Source organism: Natrialba sp. PRR66 (genome assembly GCF_034808065.1).
In the GTDB taxonomy this organism is placed as follows: domain Archaea; phylum Halobacteriota; class Halobacteria; order Halobacteriales; family Natrialbaceae; genus Natrialba; species Natrialba aegyptia.
Map to the genome: position 1 here is coordinate 222,398 of NZ_JAXHGN010000004.1, position 14,355 is coordinate 236,752.

Annotated in this window: 13 protein-coding genes and 1 pseudogene; 8 read left to right on the forward strand and 6 right to left on the reverse strand. The window is 61.9% G+C overall.

From position 1 onward, the window contains the following. Window positions 1–6: 6 nt before the first annotated feature. Both SM755_RS15160 and SM755_RS15165 read right to left on the reverse strand, forming a co-directional pair. Window positions 7–723 (reverse strand): class II aldolase/adducin family protein, encoded by a 717-nt coding sequence (locus SM755_RS15160; protein ID WP_323173404.1) that lies wholly within the window; start codon window positions 721–723, stop codon window positions 7–9. Continuing rightward, window positions 716–1,789, reverse strand: coding sequence for a 2-hydroxyacid dehydrogenase (locus SM755_RS15165; RefSeq protein WP_323173405.1), 1,074 nt, complete (start codon window positions 1,787–1,789; stop codon window positions 716–718). The genes SM755_RS15160 and SM755_RS15165 overlap by 8 nt, the downstream gene beginning before the upstream one ends. A 370-nt stretch (window positions 1,790–2,159) precedes the next feature. On the opposite strand from SM755_RS15165, the gene SM755_RS15170 reads away from it, so the two are divergent. The 3 genes from SM755_RS15170 (at window position 2,160) to SM755_RS15180 (ending at window position 5,759) form a co-directional block, all read left to right on the forward strand. Then, window positions 2,160–3,692 (forward strand): FGGY-family carbohydrate kinase, encoded by a 1,533-nt coding sequence (locus SM755_RS15170; RefSeq protein ID WP_323173406.1) that lies wholly within the window; start codon window positions 2,160–2,162, stop codon window positions 3,690–3,692. 82 nt (window positions 3,693–3,774) lie between these two features. Next, complete coding sequence (dgoD, locus tag SM755_RS15175) at window positions 3,775–4,926, forward strand: galactonate dehydratase (protein WP_323173407.1); 1,152 nt, start codon at window positions 3,775–3,777, stop codon at window positions 4,924–4,926. 65 nt (window positions 4,927–4,991) lie between these two features. Further along, the gene (locus tag SM755_RS15180) at window positions 4,992–5,759 is read left to right on the forward strand and encodes an IclR family transcriptional regulator (protein WP_323173408.1); all 768 of its coding nucleotides are present in this window, start codon (window positions 4,992–4,994) and stop codon (window positions 5,757–5,759) included. Between the two features lie 447 nt (window positions 5,760–6,206). Here the strand turns inward: SM755_RS15180 and SM755_RS15185 are convergent. Further along, window positions 6,207–6,335: pseudogene (locus SM755_RS15185) on the reverse strand (IS630 family transposase); the annotation flags it as partial. Window positions 6,336–6,579: 244 nt separating this feature from the next. On the opposite strand from SM755_RS15185, the gene SM755_RS15190 reads away from it, so the two are divergent. Then, window positions 6,580–7,278 (forward strand): PIG-L family deacetylase, encoded by a 699-nt coding sequence (locus tag SM755_RS15190; protein WP_323173409.1) that lies wholly within the window; start codon window positions 6,580–6,582, stop codon window positions 7,276–7,278. 28 nt (window positions 7,279–7,306) lie between these two features. Here the strand turns inward: SM755_RS15190 and SM755_RS15195 are convergent, their stop codons facing one another. After that, the gene (locus SM755_RS15195) at window positions 7,307–8,068 is read right to left on the reverse strand and encodes an IclR family transcriptional regulator (protein WP_006825808.1); all 762 of its coding nucleotides are present in this window, start codon (window positions 8,066–8,068) and stop codon (window positions 7,307–7,309) included. Between the two features lie 202 nt (window positions 8,069–8,270). Then, window positions 8,271–9,719, reverse strand: a complete 1,449-nt coding sequence (locus SM755_RS15200; protein WP_323173410.1) for a hypothetical protein — start codon at window positions 9,717–9,719, stop codon at window positions 8,271–8,273. A gap of 462 nt (window positions 9,720–10,181) precedes the next feature. Here SM755_RS15200 and SM755_RS15205 point away from each other — a divergent pair, with 462 nt between their 5' ends. From SM755_RS15205 to SM755_RS15215, 3 genes are all read left to right on the forward strand, one after another. Next, the gene (locus SM755_RS15205; protein WP_323173411.1) at window positions 10,182–11,144 is read left to right on the forward strand and encodes a Gfo/Idh/MocA family oxidoreductase; all 963 of its coding nucleotides are present in this window, start codon (window positions 10,182–10,184) and stop codon (window positions 11,142–11,144) included. Further along, window positions 11,141–12,136, forward strand: a complete 996-nt coding sequence (locus tag SM755_RS15210; protein ID WP_323173412.1) for a Gfo/Idh/MocA family oxidoreductase — start codon at window positions 11,141–11,143, stop codon at window positions 12,134–12,136. Before SM755_RS15205 ends, SM755_RS15210 begins: the two co-directional genes overlap by 4 nt. Window positions 12,137–12,220: 84 nt before the next feature. After that, the gene (locus tag SM755_RS15215) at window positions 12,221–13,267 is read left to right on the forward strand and encodes a Gfo/Idh/MocA family oxidoreductase (RefSeq protein WP_323173413.1); all 1,047 of its coding nucleotides are present in this window, start codon (window positions 12,221–12,223) and stop codon (window positions 13,265–13,267) included. Here the strand turns inward: SM755_RS15215 and SM755_RS15220 are convergent. Further along, window positions 13,261–13,404 (reverse strand): hypothetical protein, encoded by a 144-nt coding sequence (locus SM755_RS15220; RefSeq protein WP_323173414.1) that lies wholly within the window; start codon window positions 13,402–13,404, stop codon window positions 13,261–13,263. The genes SM755_RS15215 and SM755_RS15220 overlap by 7 nt on opposite strands. Before the next feature lie 214 nt (window positions 13,405–13,618). Between SM755_RS15220 and SM755_RS15225 the strand changes: the two genes are divergently transcribed. Further along, window positions 13,619–14,353 (forward strand): fumarylacetoacetate hydrolase family protein, encoded by a 735-nt coding sequence (locus tag SM755_RS15225; protein WP_323173415.1) that lies wholly within the window; start codon window positions 13,619–13,621, stop codon window positions 14,351–14,353. The last annotated feature ends 2 nt before the right edge of the window (window positions 14,354–14,355 follow it).

Consider the following 14,355-nt stretch of genomic DNA (forward strand, 5'->3'; position numbering starts at 1 on the left):
CTGTGGTCAGTTACCCTGTCCGTAGTCTGCGAACCGGTCGAGGAGCGTATCGATCTCCTCGTCGGGGAGGATGTTGGGTTCGCCGACGCTGATCGCCTGATAGTGGATGCGAGCGCAGTACTCCGTCATCAGTGCGACCTCGAACGCCGCTTCAACCGACTCGCCGACTGCGAGCACGCCGTGATTTTCGAGGAGACAGGCGTTGTACTTCTCGCCCAGTGCATCGAGCGCCGCCTCGGCAAGTTCGGCCGTGCCGTACGTTTCGTACGGAGCGATGGGGACCTGATCGCCGACGAACGCGATCAGGTAGTGCGACGCGGGAATCGCCTCGCCGAGACTGGCGAACGTGCTGGCGTACGGCGAGTGAGTGTGGACCACACCACCGACGTCGTCGCGCTTGCGCAACACGTCGGTGTGCATCCGGAATTCACTAGAGGGATCGAGTTCGCCGGTGACGCGCTCGCCGTGAAGATCGACGATAGGAACGTCTTCTGCCGTGATCTCGTCGTACGGCGTCCCGGAGGGGCTGATCGCAACGTACTCGCCCGACTGGGCGCTGATGTTACCGCCGGTTCCTTTGGTGAGTCCCTGTTCGAGCATCTTCTGTCCGATCTCTGCGACTGCGGTTCGTTCTTCTGTGAGTTCGAGTTCTTGTGCCATCGTGTGCTTGGGTTCGTGGACTGTCTCCGCGTCCACGTCGGTGTCTGTAGGCGATTCAGCCATCGTTGTCGGCAGTCGGCCCAGCGAGCGCCGCCTCGTTGGCGACGTGGTCGGGTTCCCGTCCAGCTAGCACGGCTGCGATATCGTGGGTGAGTATCGCGGAGTGACGGTCCACGACCTCATCTGCGGCGCCCGCTAGGTGCGGCGTCGTGACGACGTTGGGTAACTCCAGCAGCGGGTGGTCATCGGGAAGCGGCTCTTGATCGTACACGTCGAGTGCGGCGCCCGCGAGTTCGTCGCTCCGGAGCGCCTCGATTAGCGCGTCCTGATCGACGATCGCGCCGCGAGCAGTGTTGACGAAGTACGCGTCGTGTGACAGCAGGTCGAACTCTGCCTCGCCGATGAGGCCGCGAGTCGCGTCTGTCATAGGGCAGTGTACCGTCACGATGTCCGACCGCTCGCAGAGGTCGTCCAGGTCGGACTTCTCGATACCGTGCTCGGTCATCTCTTCGGCGTCGACGAAGGGGTCGAAGGCGAGCAGTTCCATCCCGAATCCATCGGCGCGCTGAGCAACGTTCCGACCGATTGCGCCCAGGCCGACGATTCCCAGGGTCTTTCCCTGTAGCTCCGGCCCCGAGAGTTCGACGTACGGCGATCCGTTCGCGATGCCCCACGTTACGTCGTCGCGTTCGCCGCTGTCTGCCGCATCCGCGACCGGTTCGCCGGTGTACGTTCCCGTATGGAGCAGGTGGTGGCTTCGCGCGATGTTTCGCACGACGGCGAGGATCAGGCCGAACGTGAAGTCGGCGACGCTGACCGCGTTACGCCCGGGCGCGTACAGGACTGGAATCCCGTGCTCGGTCGCGGCGGCGATATCCACGTTGGCGTCCGGCCCGCCCCGGGCGCAAGCGATCAGCTGGAGATCCTCGGCCGCGTTCATCAACTCGGCGGAGACGCCCTCGTAACCGACGACGAACACGTCGACGCCTTCCAGGAGGTCCTCAAGCTCGGACGACGACAACCGCTTGGAACGCTCCTCGATCGGCCGGTAGTCGACTTCCATACCGAGTTCGTCTCGCAGTCTGTTCAGGTTTGCGTCGTCGAAGTTCGCCGTGACGAGTGCCTTCATGTTTCGTAATCGGTAGCGCACAGAGGGACCCGCCAGCAGTTGGACGGTCGTCTGCCGACCGGCGGATTACCCCTCCATGATCACGTCGATCATCCCGTCGTTGTGCGCTGGCGCACCGGTCCGGTGCCGGCCGTTCGTTCGTGGTCAAGTCTGGTCCCATGGTCGGTTGCTGCGACTGCGAAGCCCGTGGCTGAACGCCGCGGAATCTCCGAGCGACGCTCTACTACCGCGAACTTCTCTCAGCACTACGACATCGGCAATCAATGATAATAAGTATTTTTGTCAGTTTGTATATAGATATTATATAGTACTGCGTCTGAGCTCTCGTAGTACGGAAACCTTTATTATTAATAATCCAAACGGGATGTGTATGGGTCGCGTACTCATAGGCATAGACGCAGGTACCACTCGCATCAAATCGGTCGCATTCGACCTCGACGGCAACGAACTCCACCGGGCCGCGAGAGACAACGCTCTAAAACAACCAGAGGCCGGAAAAATCGAACAGGATATGGAACAGACGTGGGCGATGACGGCCGAGACGATCCGGGAGGTCGTAGACTCGCTCGATGAGCCTGACAACATCGTCGGCGTCGGTGTGACTGGACAGGGCGACGGCTGCTGGCTGATCGATGAAGCGGGCGATCCGGTTCGCGATGCGATCCTCTGGAACGACAGCCGCGCGGCGAAGTACGTCAACGAGTGGGAGGAGACTGGCGTAGCCCCGCTCATCTCGAACATCTGCGGCAGCGATCTGTTCCCGGGGGCGTCGCTACCGATCCTCCAGTGGCTCGCCGATGAAGAACCGGAGTCCATCAAGCGCGCCGACACCGTGTTTTGCTCGAAGGACTGGCTCAAGTATCGGCTCACAGGGGAGCGAACGACCGATCTGAGCGACGCGTCGCTCCCGTTTATCGACATCGAGACGGGCGAGTACTCGGATGTCGTTCCCGAACTCGTCGACGTCGACGGCATCGACGAGTTACTGCCGCGTCTCGAGCCAGCGTCGGAGATCATCGGCGACGTGACCACGGAGGGCTCCGACGCGACAGGACTGCCGATCGGAACGCCGGTCGTCTCGGGGGCGATCGACATCGTGGCGTCGAGCATCGGCAGCGGCGCTGCGCGAACGGGCGACAGTTCGTCGGTCGTCGGAACGACGTCTCTCAACCAGATGGTACTCGATGAACCGCCCGAAGAGACAGAGGGAACGGGATTCCTCTTCGCCGTCGAAGACGACTTCTATGTCCGGGCGATGGCGTCGATGGCCGGGACGCCAAATCTCGACTGGGCATTCGAGGAGTTCGCCGACGACAAAGACTTCACAGAGGTCGTCCCCGACCTCGAAGAGTTGCCGATCGGATCGGAGGGGGCCCTGTATCATCCCTATCTCAGTACATCGGGTGAGCGGAGTCCATTCCTGAAGACATCCGCTCGTGCACAGTTCCTCGGATTGTCGCCCGAACATTCCAAGGAGCATATGCTCCGCGCCGTGTACGAAGGTGTCACACTGGCGATGCGAGACTGCTACGAACACATGTCCGGTGAATCCTCCCGAATCATGATTAGCGGCGGCGGCGCACGTTCGGACTTCTGGTGTCAAATGTTTGCCGACTGCCTCGACACGCCGATCTCGGTCCCCGCTGGGGATGAGTTCGGTGCGAAAGGCGTGGCGTTCCTGGCCGGCGTCGCCACCGGAGTGTACGACGACATCGCTTCGGCTGCCGAGGAGACGACGACGATCGACCGGACGTACGAACCCCGGCCGGAGTGCGCCTCGCAGTACGACGAGTGGTACGAGTACTTCCGCGACTCCTACGAGGCGATGTTCGAGGTCTGGGATACCCGCGAGGATGCGATGGACCAACTTGAGAGCGCCGCGGCACCTCCGCAATCAGACTGAGACTACAGACTGATCGTCCTTTTATAAATCGCTCTCGCGCCATAGGACAACTACCATTAACGTAGGGTGGGTACCGTAGTTCATGGAAGTAACAAACTACGAACTGTTCGAGGTGCCCCCGAGATGGGTGTTTCTCAAACTCGAGACTGACGAGGGGCTGACCGGCTGGGGAGAACCAATCGTCGAGGGGCACGCGAAGACGACAATCGCGGCGGTCGAGGAGATCCTAGATAACTATCTCATCGGAAAAGATCCGCTCGAAATCGAGCGCCACTGGCAGGCGATGTACCGTGGTCGCCACTTCAGAGGGGGGCCGATCCTGATGAGTTCGATGGCCGGCATCGATCAGGCGCTCTGGGATATCAAGGGGAAACACTACGGCGCACCCGTGTACGACCTCCTGGGCGGCAGAGCACGAGACCGGATTCTTACCTACCAGTGGATCGGCGGTGACACGCCCGAAGAGATACGGGAAGCCGCTGCAGCGGCCGTCGACGACGGATACACCGCGCTCAAGATGGCAGCGAACTCGCAAGTTCGGCGCATCGACTCTCCCGGAGTCGTCGAAAGGATCAGAGAGCGTCTCGCCGCCGTCCGCGACGAAGTTGGGGACGACATCGATATCGCCGTGGACTTCCGGGGACGGATAACGAGCGGGATGGCCAAGTGGGTGGCATCAAAACTCGACCCGTACGATCCGATGTTCTACGAGGAGCCAGTCCTCCCGGAACACTTCGACGCGCTTCCGCGGATCGAGTCCCACACGAAGACACCGCTCGCATCCGGTGAACGCCTGTACTCGCGCTGGGAATTCCAGCAGACGCTCGCGAACGGTCTGGTCGACATCGTTCAGCCGGACCCGTCGCACGCCGGCGGTATCACCGAGGTCAAGAAGATTGCCGGCGCCGCCGAAGCCGTCGACGTGGCCGTTGCACTCCACTGCGCGCTCGGCCCGATCGCCTTCGCCTCATGTCTTCACATCGACGCCACCACTTCGAACGCGTTCGTCCAGAGCCAGAACCTCGATATCCACAATCCGGAGCAGAACGATCTTCTCGCATACCTCATAGATCCGGATATCTTCGGCTTCCAGAGCGGTTACGTCGACGCGCCGGACGAACCAGGACTCGGTATCGAGATCGACGAATCATTCGTCCGAGAACAGGCCGATGCGCAGGTCGACTGGCAGAATCCGATCTGGTACCACGACGACGGAAGTATCGCCGAGTGGTGAACGCTCCTGTGGGTTTTTCGGAATGAGGGAATACTTCTTTACTGCTTCACATACAGGTCCCCAGTATGGCTGACAGAGAAGATACACCGGTCAAGGCGACCGCCACCAGCGCACGTGTAATCGAGGCGCTTCTCGAACTGGAGAGCGCGACAATTACCGAACTCGACGATCACCTGCCGCACTCGAAAAGTACCATTCACAGTCACTTGGAGACGCTCGAACAGTTGGGCTTCGTCGTTCGCGACAACTGGGCCTATCAGGTCAGCCTCCGGTTCCTTGAAATCGGCAGTGTCGCGCGAAACCGATATCCACTCTATCAGCCGGGTGTTTCGGAGGTTCAGCAGTTGGCGACAGCGTCAGGGCTGGTGGCGAGTTTAGTCGTGGTCGAGCGTCAACGTGGAATTTGCCTGTACACCGCGATGGGAAAGAAGTCGGACCGATCTGTTGGCGACCCGGGCGAGACACTTCCATTGCACTGTACTGCTCCCGGGAAAGCGCTCCTTGCAGTGATGGCTCCGGAGGACGTCGACTCGATCATTGACGACCACGGACTGCAAGAATACACGGAGAATACCCTAACAAGTCGGGCGGCCCTCGATGAGGAACTACAGGACATCCAGTCTCGAGGAATCGCTTTCAATCGTGAGGAGTGGCGAGAAGATGTTCGAGGAATCGCCGCAGCGGTGGAAGGCAAGACCGGCAGCCCGGTGGGTGCGATCAGCGTGAGGAGTCCCACTGATACGATGTCCGGCAAGCGGTTCCAGCAGGATATTCCTGGGCTAGTCATCAGTTCTGCAAACAGACTTCGAAAGGCGCTCCGGTCGGAGCGGTGATAGTCCGGCACCATCCGGAGAAAGACGACTTTCGCCTGTGCCGAATTTCTGCTATCGCTGGCGAAAAATCATAACGACAAGCTGTGTTCTGGGGTATCGATCACCATGGTACAGAGCCACGAACAGACAGTATAACAGATGATCCGTGAGATAATTCCGAAATAGCGAATTATCTCGTAGTATCCATCGAGGATCACCTTCAGTGAACGAGAGTCGCGCCACCGATGTGGGTGACCACGGCGAAGTTGTGGCCTTAGATTACAACAGTATGGTTGTAAACGACTGCTTTCGATAGCCCCATCCAATAATTCGGAAGTAACGAATATCGGATAACGGGCTCAGTACAAGACTCGCTTACGGCACTGTCTAGTTCAGCACCTCCTCATAGTCACTTGACCAGTGAGCGCTCGATTCGGCCGATTGTGGTTGTAATGGTGTCTGAACGGTCTGAGCCAGCGGCGAGCGCACGATCGAGGACTCTATTGCCGCTAAGAGTCGTTGTGTTGGCTTCTTTCCTTCCACGTTGTCGAGGGTATCTTGCAATTCTTTGACGGAGATCTCGTCGAGATGATCCACTGTGTTTAGCAACAATATTCGAGTTGAAAATTCTAACGACTGCTATAGACGCTCTCATTCGGGCTTTCTGGGCCAAGCTGGCGAAGGCCTATTACATGAGTACGGGTGTAATCGACCGAGAAACGTTCTCGAGGAGTCATTCGGTAGCCACTCGGACTCCGCGATCGTTTTACAGTATTAAATCGTTCTCTCACGAGTAGAATCGGCCGAAAGTATTTTCCTACTGCGATGGCTCGCCTTTGCCATGTCCGTCTTAGCAATAGTTGCACATCCGGACGACGCCGACATTTTCTGCGGTGGAACGCTCGCAAAACATGCCGACCGGGGCGACGATGTGACGATCGTTCACATGACACGCGGAGAGCTCGGAACGGCGGACGGCACCGAGGAAGAAATCGCCGCCGTCCGGGAAGAAGAAGCGCGACAGTCGGGCTCCGAACTCGGCGCGTCAGTCGAGTTCCTCGAGTTCCTCGACGGTCGGGTGACCTACTCGATGGAGAACCGACTGGAAATCGTCGAGACGATTCGCGAACACGATCCCGAGCTGATCCTGACGCACTTCCGGGACGACATGCATCCGGACCACCGCGTCACGTCGCGGCTGGTGACGGACGCGTACTACATGGCATCGCTGCCGCTCGTCGAAACCAACTCGGAGCCATGCGATCCGTCGAACGTCTACTGCTTCGGCAAGCCGACATCGTCGTTCGATCCGGACACGTTCGTGGACGTCTCCGAACACGTCGAACAGAAGATGCGAGCAGTCAAGGCTCACGAGTCCCAGGCCGCGTGGCTGGACGAACACGGTGGAATAGACGGCGAGTTCGATGATTTCGTCGAGAACGTGCGCGCCAGAACGCGGACGCTCGGCCAGCGGGCCGGCGTCCCGTTCGCGGAGGGGTTCACATCGCTCCACACGACGCCGGTTTCGTACCTCGAGTGATCGAGGGGCCGTTGAGCGGTCGATCGGACTACAGCGAGGTGATGTTCACCTCGACGATGTTCACTGCCCGGCGGATCAGCTTCGGCAACTCCTCGGTGAGCCGTTCGTCCTCCATCCGGCTCACCGGACCGATGAGCGAGACGGCGCCGTAGAGCGTTCCATCTTGGTCGCGAATCGGCGCCCCGAGCCCGACGAGCCCTTGGATCGTCTCCTCGTGATTGTACGCGATGCCGCGCTCGCGAATCTCGGTCAGTTGCGCTCGGAGTTCACCCGGGTCCGTGATCGTGTTCGGCGTGATCTGCTCGAAGTTGGTTTCTCGGATGATCTCCTCCCGGCGTTCCTCCGGCATGAACGCCAGCAGCACCTTTCCAACAGCGGTATGGTACAGCTTGTTCCGGTAGCCAACGTACAGCTCCGTCTGCACGGCGTCCTCGCCCTCGGCCTTGTAGAGACAGATGCCCTCTCCGTGCTCCTCGACGGTGAACAGCGCCATCTCACCGGACTCGGCCGCGAGTTTGTCGACTTCGGCACGCGTGATGTCGTAGATGTCGACGCGGTCCGTCGCGTGGTGAGCGAGGTCGATGAACTGGAGGCCGAGCGAGTACTGCTGACCGTTCTTAACGACGTAGCCGTTCTGCTCGAGCGTCGCAAGGTGGCAGTGGATCGTCCCCTTCGAGAAATCTAGTTCGTCGGCGATGTCGGTCACGCGGGCCTCTCGCTTCTCTTTGAGCACGTCGACAATATCGAGCGTGCGTTGGACCGCCTGTATCGGGTGTTTTGCTGAGTTCATTTATCGTATGGCATGATACTACGTACCAGATTAAATGTTTGGATGTGTCAAACGTCAGTTCGGGAAAAGTGTCTCCTTGATGATGAGATTGGGCGCTCTCCGGATACGAAGTCCAACTACCGCTACTCATAGCGATAGATGCGTTCGCGCAATCGCCTAGCTGAGAGCAGCGTTTAATAAGAGTAAACGGACGATGTTCAGTTCAGTCGCTCGAAGGCGAGAATTCCCACTCCACTCGTGGCGTGAACTGTTCGATGTCGAGATCGAGAGCAGCGCCGTACCCGAACGATGCGTCAACGACCGACTCGAGTTCAGTCTGGCCGTCGTCGATGTCGAGCGTCGGGAACCCCTGGTCGTGCTCCCGGTAGAGGTCGCCGTGGGTCGCAAGGAGGTCGTCCTGAAGGTCAGTCGGGAGCATCGCCATCCCGCGGAAGTAGTGGTGTCCGTTTCGTTCGACGTGGCGCTTTCCCATCGTCGCCATGACGGCCAGGTCCTGCGGGAGCGAGACCGGACCGACGGTCGAGAGGTCTTCGCCGCTGATGACGTACTCGCCGTCGGGGTCCTCGCGGCGGCGGTGTTCGATCAGGCAGGCGTTTGCGAGGCCCTTGAAGACGCCCTTGCAGTTCTTGTGACTCGTCCCGACGTAGCCACACTCGAGCGCCCGTCCCAGACTCCGGAGTTCGCCGTCCGATTCGTCGATGATCATCGGCGGCCGATCGTCCCACTCGGCAAGCGTTTCACGGGTGGCGTCGGTGAGAGCGTCGCCGCGAGCGAGCGGTTGCTCGACGTATCGCAACCGTTCGAGCAGCGGATCGATTCCCGGTTCGTCCGTCAACCGCTCCCAGTCCGTCCGGAACGAGTCGGCATCGCCGTACTGCTCATTCGCGTCGAGGGTCACGGCGTACTCCTCGAGTTCCGCAAGTTCGTCGGCCAGCCGCGTCAAACGGTCCGCATCGCGCTCGACGTCGCCGCCGAGCTTGATCTTGAAGTACGACACACCCTGCTGTTCGATGTACTGGCGAAGTGTCTGTGGGAGTCCGTCGTCGAGTCGGCTCTCCGCGTCGAGGTCGGCCTCGGTGAGCGGATCGGTGAACCCCACCGTATGCCGGATCGCCGTCGTCCGCTGGGGCTCGTCTGGCAGATAGTCCGCGGGTTCGGTGCCCGTTAGCGCAGAATAGATCGCTCCGAGTTCGATCCCGAGTGCGTTCTCGCACACCGCCTGGTGGAACGTCGTTTCCCGCTCCCGGCAGAACGCGTCAATCACCGCGCGCTCGACGAGGCTCACGCCGAACGACCACAGCAGCGGCGGGTGGTCGGTCATTGTGGCCCACTCGCACTGTCGTTCATAGAGCGCCAGCCAGAAGTCAAAGACTGTGTCAGCCTCGATCTCCGCGGCACGGGCGGCCGCCTTGTCGATCACCTCGAGCATCCGGTCGAGCCCGTCCGCGAAGGTGACACCCGGCTCCTTGAGGAACCACAGCGGAGAGAGCCCCTCGGCCGCGATGCCCTCCTGCCCGTCTAGATCGTCGCCGCCCTCGATCCGGACGAACAGGTGTGGCAGTTCGGTGAGGGTCGTGTTTCCGAAGTGAAACGGCATTCGCAGTTCCATGTCCAGCACGTACTGGTCGACGGAACGGACGCTGATTGTCATACACATGCTCACTCTTCGAATTCTCTTAATTTCTGCGGAACGAATCCGAGGATAGTAGTATTCTCGGGTGGGCAGACGACATACAGTACTGCTTCCGACGGAGGTGTACCGCAAACTCACTTCGCGGAACCGGTTCACCCGCCTGCGCGTTCGCATCGACGGCGCGACCGGAGAGACGGACCACATCTCGTGTATCGCCGAGGCACAGCGCGAACATCCGGACCGTCCATCACTATCGCGCGGAGGGCTCACTGTTGGTTAGCAAGGCCGACCTCGTCTTCCTCGTCGAGACGAGCGGCGCGGGTCACGCGGGCCGAACCATCGAGACCATCGAGGACGAGGGGGACGACATCGAGCGCGTGACGTGATCGCTTGCGACCGTTCGCAGGACGCGATCCGGGTCGCTCAAGAGGTTTCAATGGACCAAACAATTATCTGTCCTGTGATAGACACGCACGCCATATGCAAGCCGGAATCGCGGGTGCGGGCTTCATGGCGCGAACGCACCTCAAAGCGTACCGAAAACTGGATGTCGAGATAGTGGCGGTCTCGTCCCCGAGCGGTCCCGAGGAGACGGTCAAGGAGTTCGGCCTCGAAGCCGAATCCTACACCGATGTCGGCGAAATGTGCAAACGGGAAGACCTCGACTTCCTCGACGTCTGTACGCCGACGCACACGCACGTCCCGATCGTCGAAACCGCGATCGAATCGGGGCTCGACGTCTTCCTCGAGAAGCCCGTCGCCTCCTCGCTCGCCGATGCCCGCGAGCTGGCCGCGTTCGTCGACGACGCGGACGCGACGTGTATGGTTGGTCACGTCATCCGGTTCCTTCCGGCGTACCGGCGGGCGAAGGAGCTAGACATCGGATCCCCGGGCGTCGCGCGGGCGCGTCGACTCTCGCCGTTCCCCGACTGGGGATCGGACGGCTGGTTCGCCGATCCTGAGAAGAGCGGCGGGATCTTCGTCGATTTGGCGATCCACGACCTTGACTACCTCCGGTGGTGCTGGGGGCCCGTCGAGCGCGTCTTCGCCAGAACCTGCGGGGAGGTGGATTCGACACACGGGTTTGCCACGCTGCGCTTCGAGAACGGGGCGGTAGGATACGTGGAGGCCTCGTGGGCCCAGCCCTCGAGCAGATCGCTGACGTCCGAACTCGAACTGGCGGGCGACGACGGGCTCGTCGAGTTCTCAAGCGAGGACGGCGAGCCGTACGCGAACTGGACCGAAGGCGGTTCGACCGTCGAACGCCCGCTCGCGACCGACGGCTACTGGCGTGAACTCGACCACTTCATCTCTTGTCTCGAGTCGGATTCGGAGCCCGAAGTCGACCTCGAGGAAGCGGTCGAATCGCTCCGGCTCGCGCTCGCCGCGCGGCGCTCGGCAGAGCGCGGCGAACCCGTCTCGCCGACGGAGGTGGGACGATGACCGTCTCCCTGGGCATCCTGTCGGCGGCGCACGTCCACGCGAGCGAGTACGCGGCCTTGCTCGCCGAGCGGGAGGATGCCGAGCTCGTCGGGATCGCGGACGCGGAACTCGACCGCGCTCGCGAAATCGCCGACCGACACGGCGTCGAGTGTGTCTCCGAAGCGGAGGCCGACGCGCTGCTTGAGCGACTCGACGGTGCGCTCGTCTGCTCGAGCAACGCCCGCCACGCCGAGTGGGTTGGCCGAGCTGTCGACGCCGAGGTCGACGTCCTCTGTGAGAAACCGCTCGCGCCGACCCTTGAGGAGGCCCGAGGGATCGTCGATTGCTGTCGCGACGCCGGCGTCGGGCTAGGGGTGGCGATGCCCCTCCGGTTCAGCGAGCCGGCGAAGCGGGCTCGGACGGCGCTCAAGTCCGGGGAGATCGGCTCCGTCAAATCGATCTCCGGGACGAACCGCGGGCGGATGCCCGGCGGCTGGTTCGCCGATCCCGACGCGGCCGGCGGCGGCGCGGTGATGGATCACACCGTCCACATCGTCGATCTGATCTCGGATCTCATCGACGAGCGGGTTGCGGAGGTGTATGCGGAGACGGGGACCCGCTTCCACGATATCAAGGTCGAGGATGTCAACGTGCTCTCGATGCGGCTGACCAACGGGGCGACGTTCCTACTCGACGGTTCCTGGAGCCGGCCGGAGGCATGGCACACGTGGGGCGACGCGACGGTCGAGTTCGTCGGCCGCGAGGGAACGATCGCCGTGGACTGCTTCGATCAGTTGCTTCGTCACACGGCGGCGTCGGGCGCTGACGAGGGCATTAGAACGGTCTTCTACGGAACCGATCCGAACGCCGAGATGCTCGGGGACTTCGTCGACAGCGTCGCCGAGGGGAGCGATCCCGCCGTCTCACCTCAGGACGCGCTGGCGGCAGTCGCCGTCGTCGAGGCAGCCTACGAATCTGCGTCGGCCGGACGACCGGTCGAGGTCGAGTACTGAGGACCCTCGCCGAAGATTGCCTTCCCGGTCGAACGGTGACGCTTGCCGATCAGTTTTTGTCCGGTCCGGTCGTTAGTCATCTCGATGCCTCCCAAGTCGCCACCGCGCGTCGCGATCGTCGGACTCGGGACGATCGGTCGCATTCACGCCGAGCGAATCCTCCGACTGGACGCTGCGCTTGCCGCCGGCGCGGACGTCAGCACCGACGCCCGCGAGTTGTTCGCCGGCGAGTACGACGTCCCGACGTACGCGGATCACGAGACGATGCTCGCCGACGCCGATATCGACGCCGTGTTCGTCTGCGTGCCGAATCGCGTTCACGAGCGGGTCGCGATCGACGCCCTCGAGCACGAGTGCGCCGTCCTCCTTGAAAAACCGCTGGCCCATTCCGTAGAGAGCGCGGAGCGGATCGCGGCCGCGGCCGCCGACGCGGAGGCGTCCTGTGTGGTCGGATTCACGATGCGCTTTTCAAACGCGACACGGCGGGTCGCGGCGCTACGTGACGAGGGTCGCCTCGGTTCGGTCAGTCATGTCGACGCGACCTACCTTCGGCGGAACGCGCTGCCCGGCGAGGGACGGGGCTGGTTCACGGATCCCGACCTGGCCGGCGGCGGCGTCGCGATGGACCTCGGCGTCCACGCGCTCGATCTGGCACTGTATCTGCTCGAGTATCCGACCGTTCGAGAGGTGACCGGCGTCACCCGCAGCGAGTTCGGGGACTACGACGTGGAGGACTCGGCGCACGCGCTGGTGCGGTGTGGCGACGACCGGACGATTTCGATCCGGGTCTCGTGGCGAGCGACGCGGTCGTCCTCGAAGCGGTGCATCGTCCGGGGGAGCGACGCGGGTGTCGAGTTCAACGTCACAGAGCCGACTCTCGATGTGTTCGATACCCGCCCGGTCGGGACCGACGAATCCGACGGTCGGCCGACCGGTCCCGACGAGATGCTCTCGGTCGACGGAGGCGACATGCATCTTGCGGAGGACCGCGCGTTCCTCGCGACTCTCGCCGGAGAGCGGACCGCCCTTGCGGGCACCGTCGAGGACGCGCTGACAGTGCAGCGGGTACTGCGGGCGATCTACGACTCGAGCGACCGCGGAGAAGCGGTTCGGCTGTCCGAGTATCAATAGGTGACGACGAAGGGTTTTGTTCCCCCGGAGACACCAGTTCCGATCATGGGAACGCTGCAGGTTGCACTGCTGAACGGTTCGTACAACGACATGACGATGACGGAGAAGTTCCGGCGCGATTCGACGCTAAGGTCCATTCGTTTACGGTGACGAGGGTGATCTGCCGGGGACGTTCACGTACGACGCCGTCGTCAGCGGATCGGGTGCGTCGTTCGACTGGGATGAAGACGAGAAGTACGAGTAGTGCCAGTCAGCCAGGGACGATTCCTGTCGATCGAAACCGACCGCCGCGACCGATTCGTTGCTGCAACCGAAAGATCATTACTCCGGTAGATCAATGCTCGGACGAGGATGCACACAGTCCGATTCAGCGATCCGTCCGGCCTCACCCGGACCGGAACGTGGACCGACAGCGGTATCGACGCCGGCAACCAACGGTATGACCCCGCCGAGGTGACGATTCTCCCACCCAGCGAGCCGACCAAGATCGTCTGCCAGGCCGGCGGCTACGTGGACCACCGCGAGGAGTCCGGCTTCGAAGACCTGCCGGACCGGCCCGAACTGTTCCTGAAGACGCCGAACTGCGTCGTCGGCCACGGAGACGCGATCGAACTGCCGCCAGGACGGGACGAGGTCGAGTTCGAGGCAGAGTTCGGCATCGTGATCGACGAGCAGTGTCGCGCGGTCGACGAGGACGAGGCCATGGAGTTCGTCCGCGGGTTCACCTGCGTGAACGATATTTCGAACCGCGACGACCAAGCCGAGGAACGCAACTGGGTCCGCGGCAAGGCGTTCGACGCCTCGCTCCCGATAGGCCCGGTGCTGGCTACGCCCGACGAGGTGCCCGACGACGCCCGCCTCGAACTTCGGCTCAACGGCGAGGTGAAACAGGAGACGACCCGTGACATGATGATCTTCTCCGTCCCGAATCTCATCGCCGAGGTGAGCGAACTCATCACCCTTGAGCCCGGAGACATCATCGCGAGCGGCACACCGTTCGGCCCCGGTCCGCTCGGCGAGGGCGACGTCGTCGAGGTCGAGTTCGAAGGCGTCGGGACGCTCGAGAATCACGTCGTCGCGCGCTGAGA

Excerpts from the sequence above, each read along its gene's own strand:
- SM755_RS15220 (WP_323173414.1), bottom strand. The coding sequence starts at position 13,404 with ATGGACCTTAGCGTCGAATCGCGCCGGAACTTCTCCGTCATCGTCATG.
- SM755_RS15170 (WP_323173406.1), top strand. The coding sequence starts at position 2,160 with ATGGGTCGCGTACTCATAGGCATAGACGCAGGTACCACTCGCATCAAA.
- SM755_RS15165 (WP_323173405.1), bottom strand. The coding sequence starts at position 1,789 with ATGAAGGCACTCGTCACGGCGAACTTCGACGACGCAAACCTGAACAGA.
- SM755_RS15210 (WP_323173412.1), top strand. The coding sequence starts at position 11,141 with ATGACCGTCTCCCTGGGCATCCTGTCGGCGGCGCACGTCCACGCGAGC.
- SM755_RS15215 (WP_323173413.1), top strand. The coding sequence starts at position 12,221 with ATGCCTCCCAAGTCGCCACCGCGCGTCGCGATCGTCGGACTCGGGACG.
- SM755_RS15205 (WP_323173411.1), top strand. The coding sequence starts at position 10,182 with ATGCAAGCCGGAATCGCGGGTGCGGGCTTCATGGCGCGAACGCACCTC.
- SM755_RS15225 (WP_323173415.1), top strand. The coding sequence starts at position 13,619 with ATGCACACAGTCCGATTCAGCGATCCGTCCGGCCTCACCCGGACCGGA.
- SM755_RS15180 (WP_323173408.1), top strand. The coding sequence starts at position 4,992 with ATGGCTGACAGAGAAGATACACCGGTCAAGGCGACCGCCACCAGCGCA.
- SM755_RS15190 (WP_323173409.1), top strand. The coding sequence starts at position 6,580 with ATGTCCGTCTTAGCAATAGTTGCACATCCGGACGACGCCGACATTTTC.
- SM755_RS15160 (WP_323173404.1), bottom strand. The coding sequence starts at position 723 with ATGGCTGAATCGCCTACAGACACCGACGTGGACGCGGAGACAGTCCAC.
- SM755_RS15195 (WP_006825808.1), bottom strand. The coding sequence starts at position 8,068 with ATGAACTCAGCAAAACACCCGATACAGGCGGTCCAACGCACGCTCGAT.
- SM755_RS15200 (WP_323173410.1), bottom strand. The coding sequence starts at position 9,719 with ATGACAATCAGCGTCCGTTCCGTCGACCAGTACGTGCTGGACATGGAA.
- dgoD (WP_323173407.1), top strand. The coding sequence starts at position 3,775 with ATGGAAGTAACAAACTACGAACTGTTCGAGGTGCCCCCGAGATGGGTG.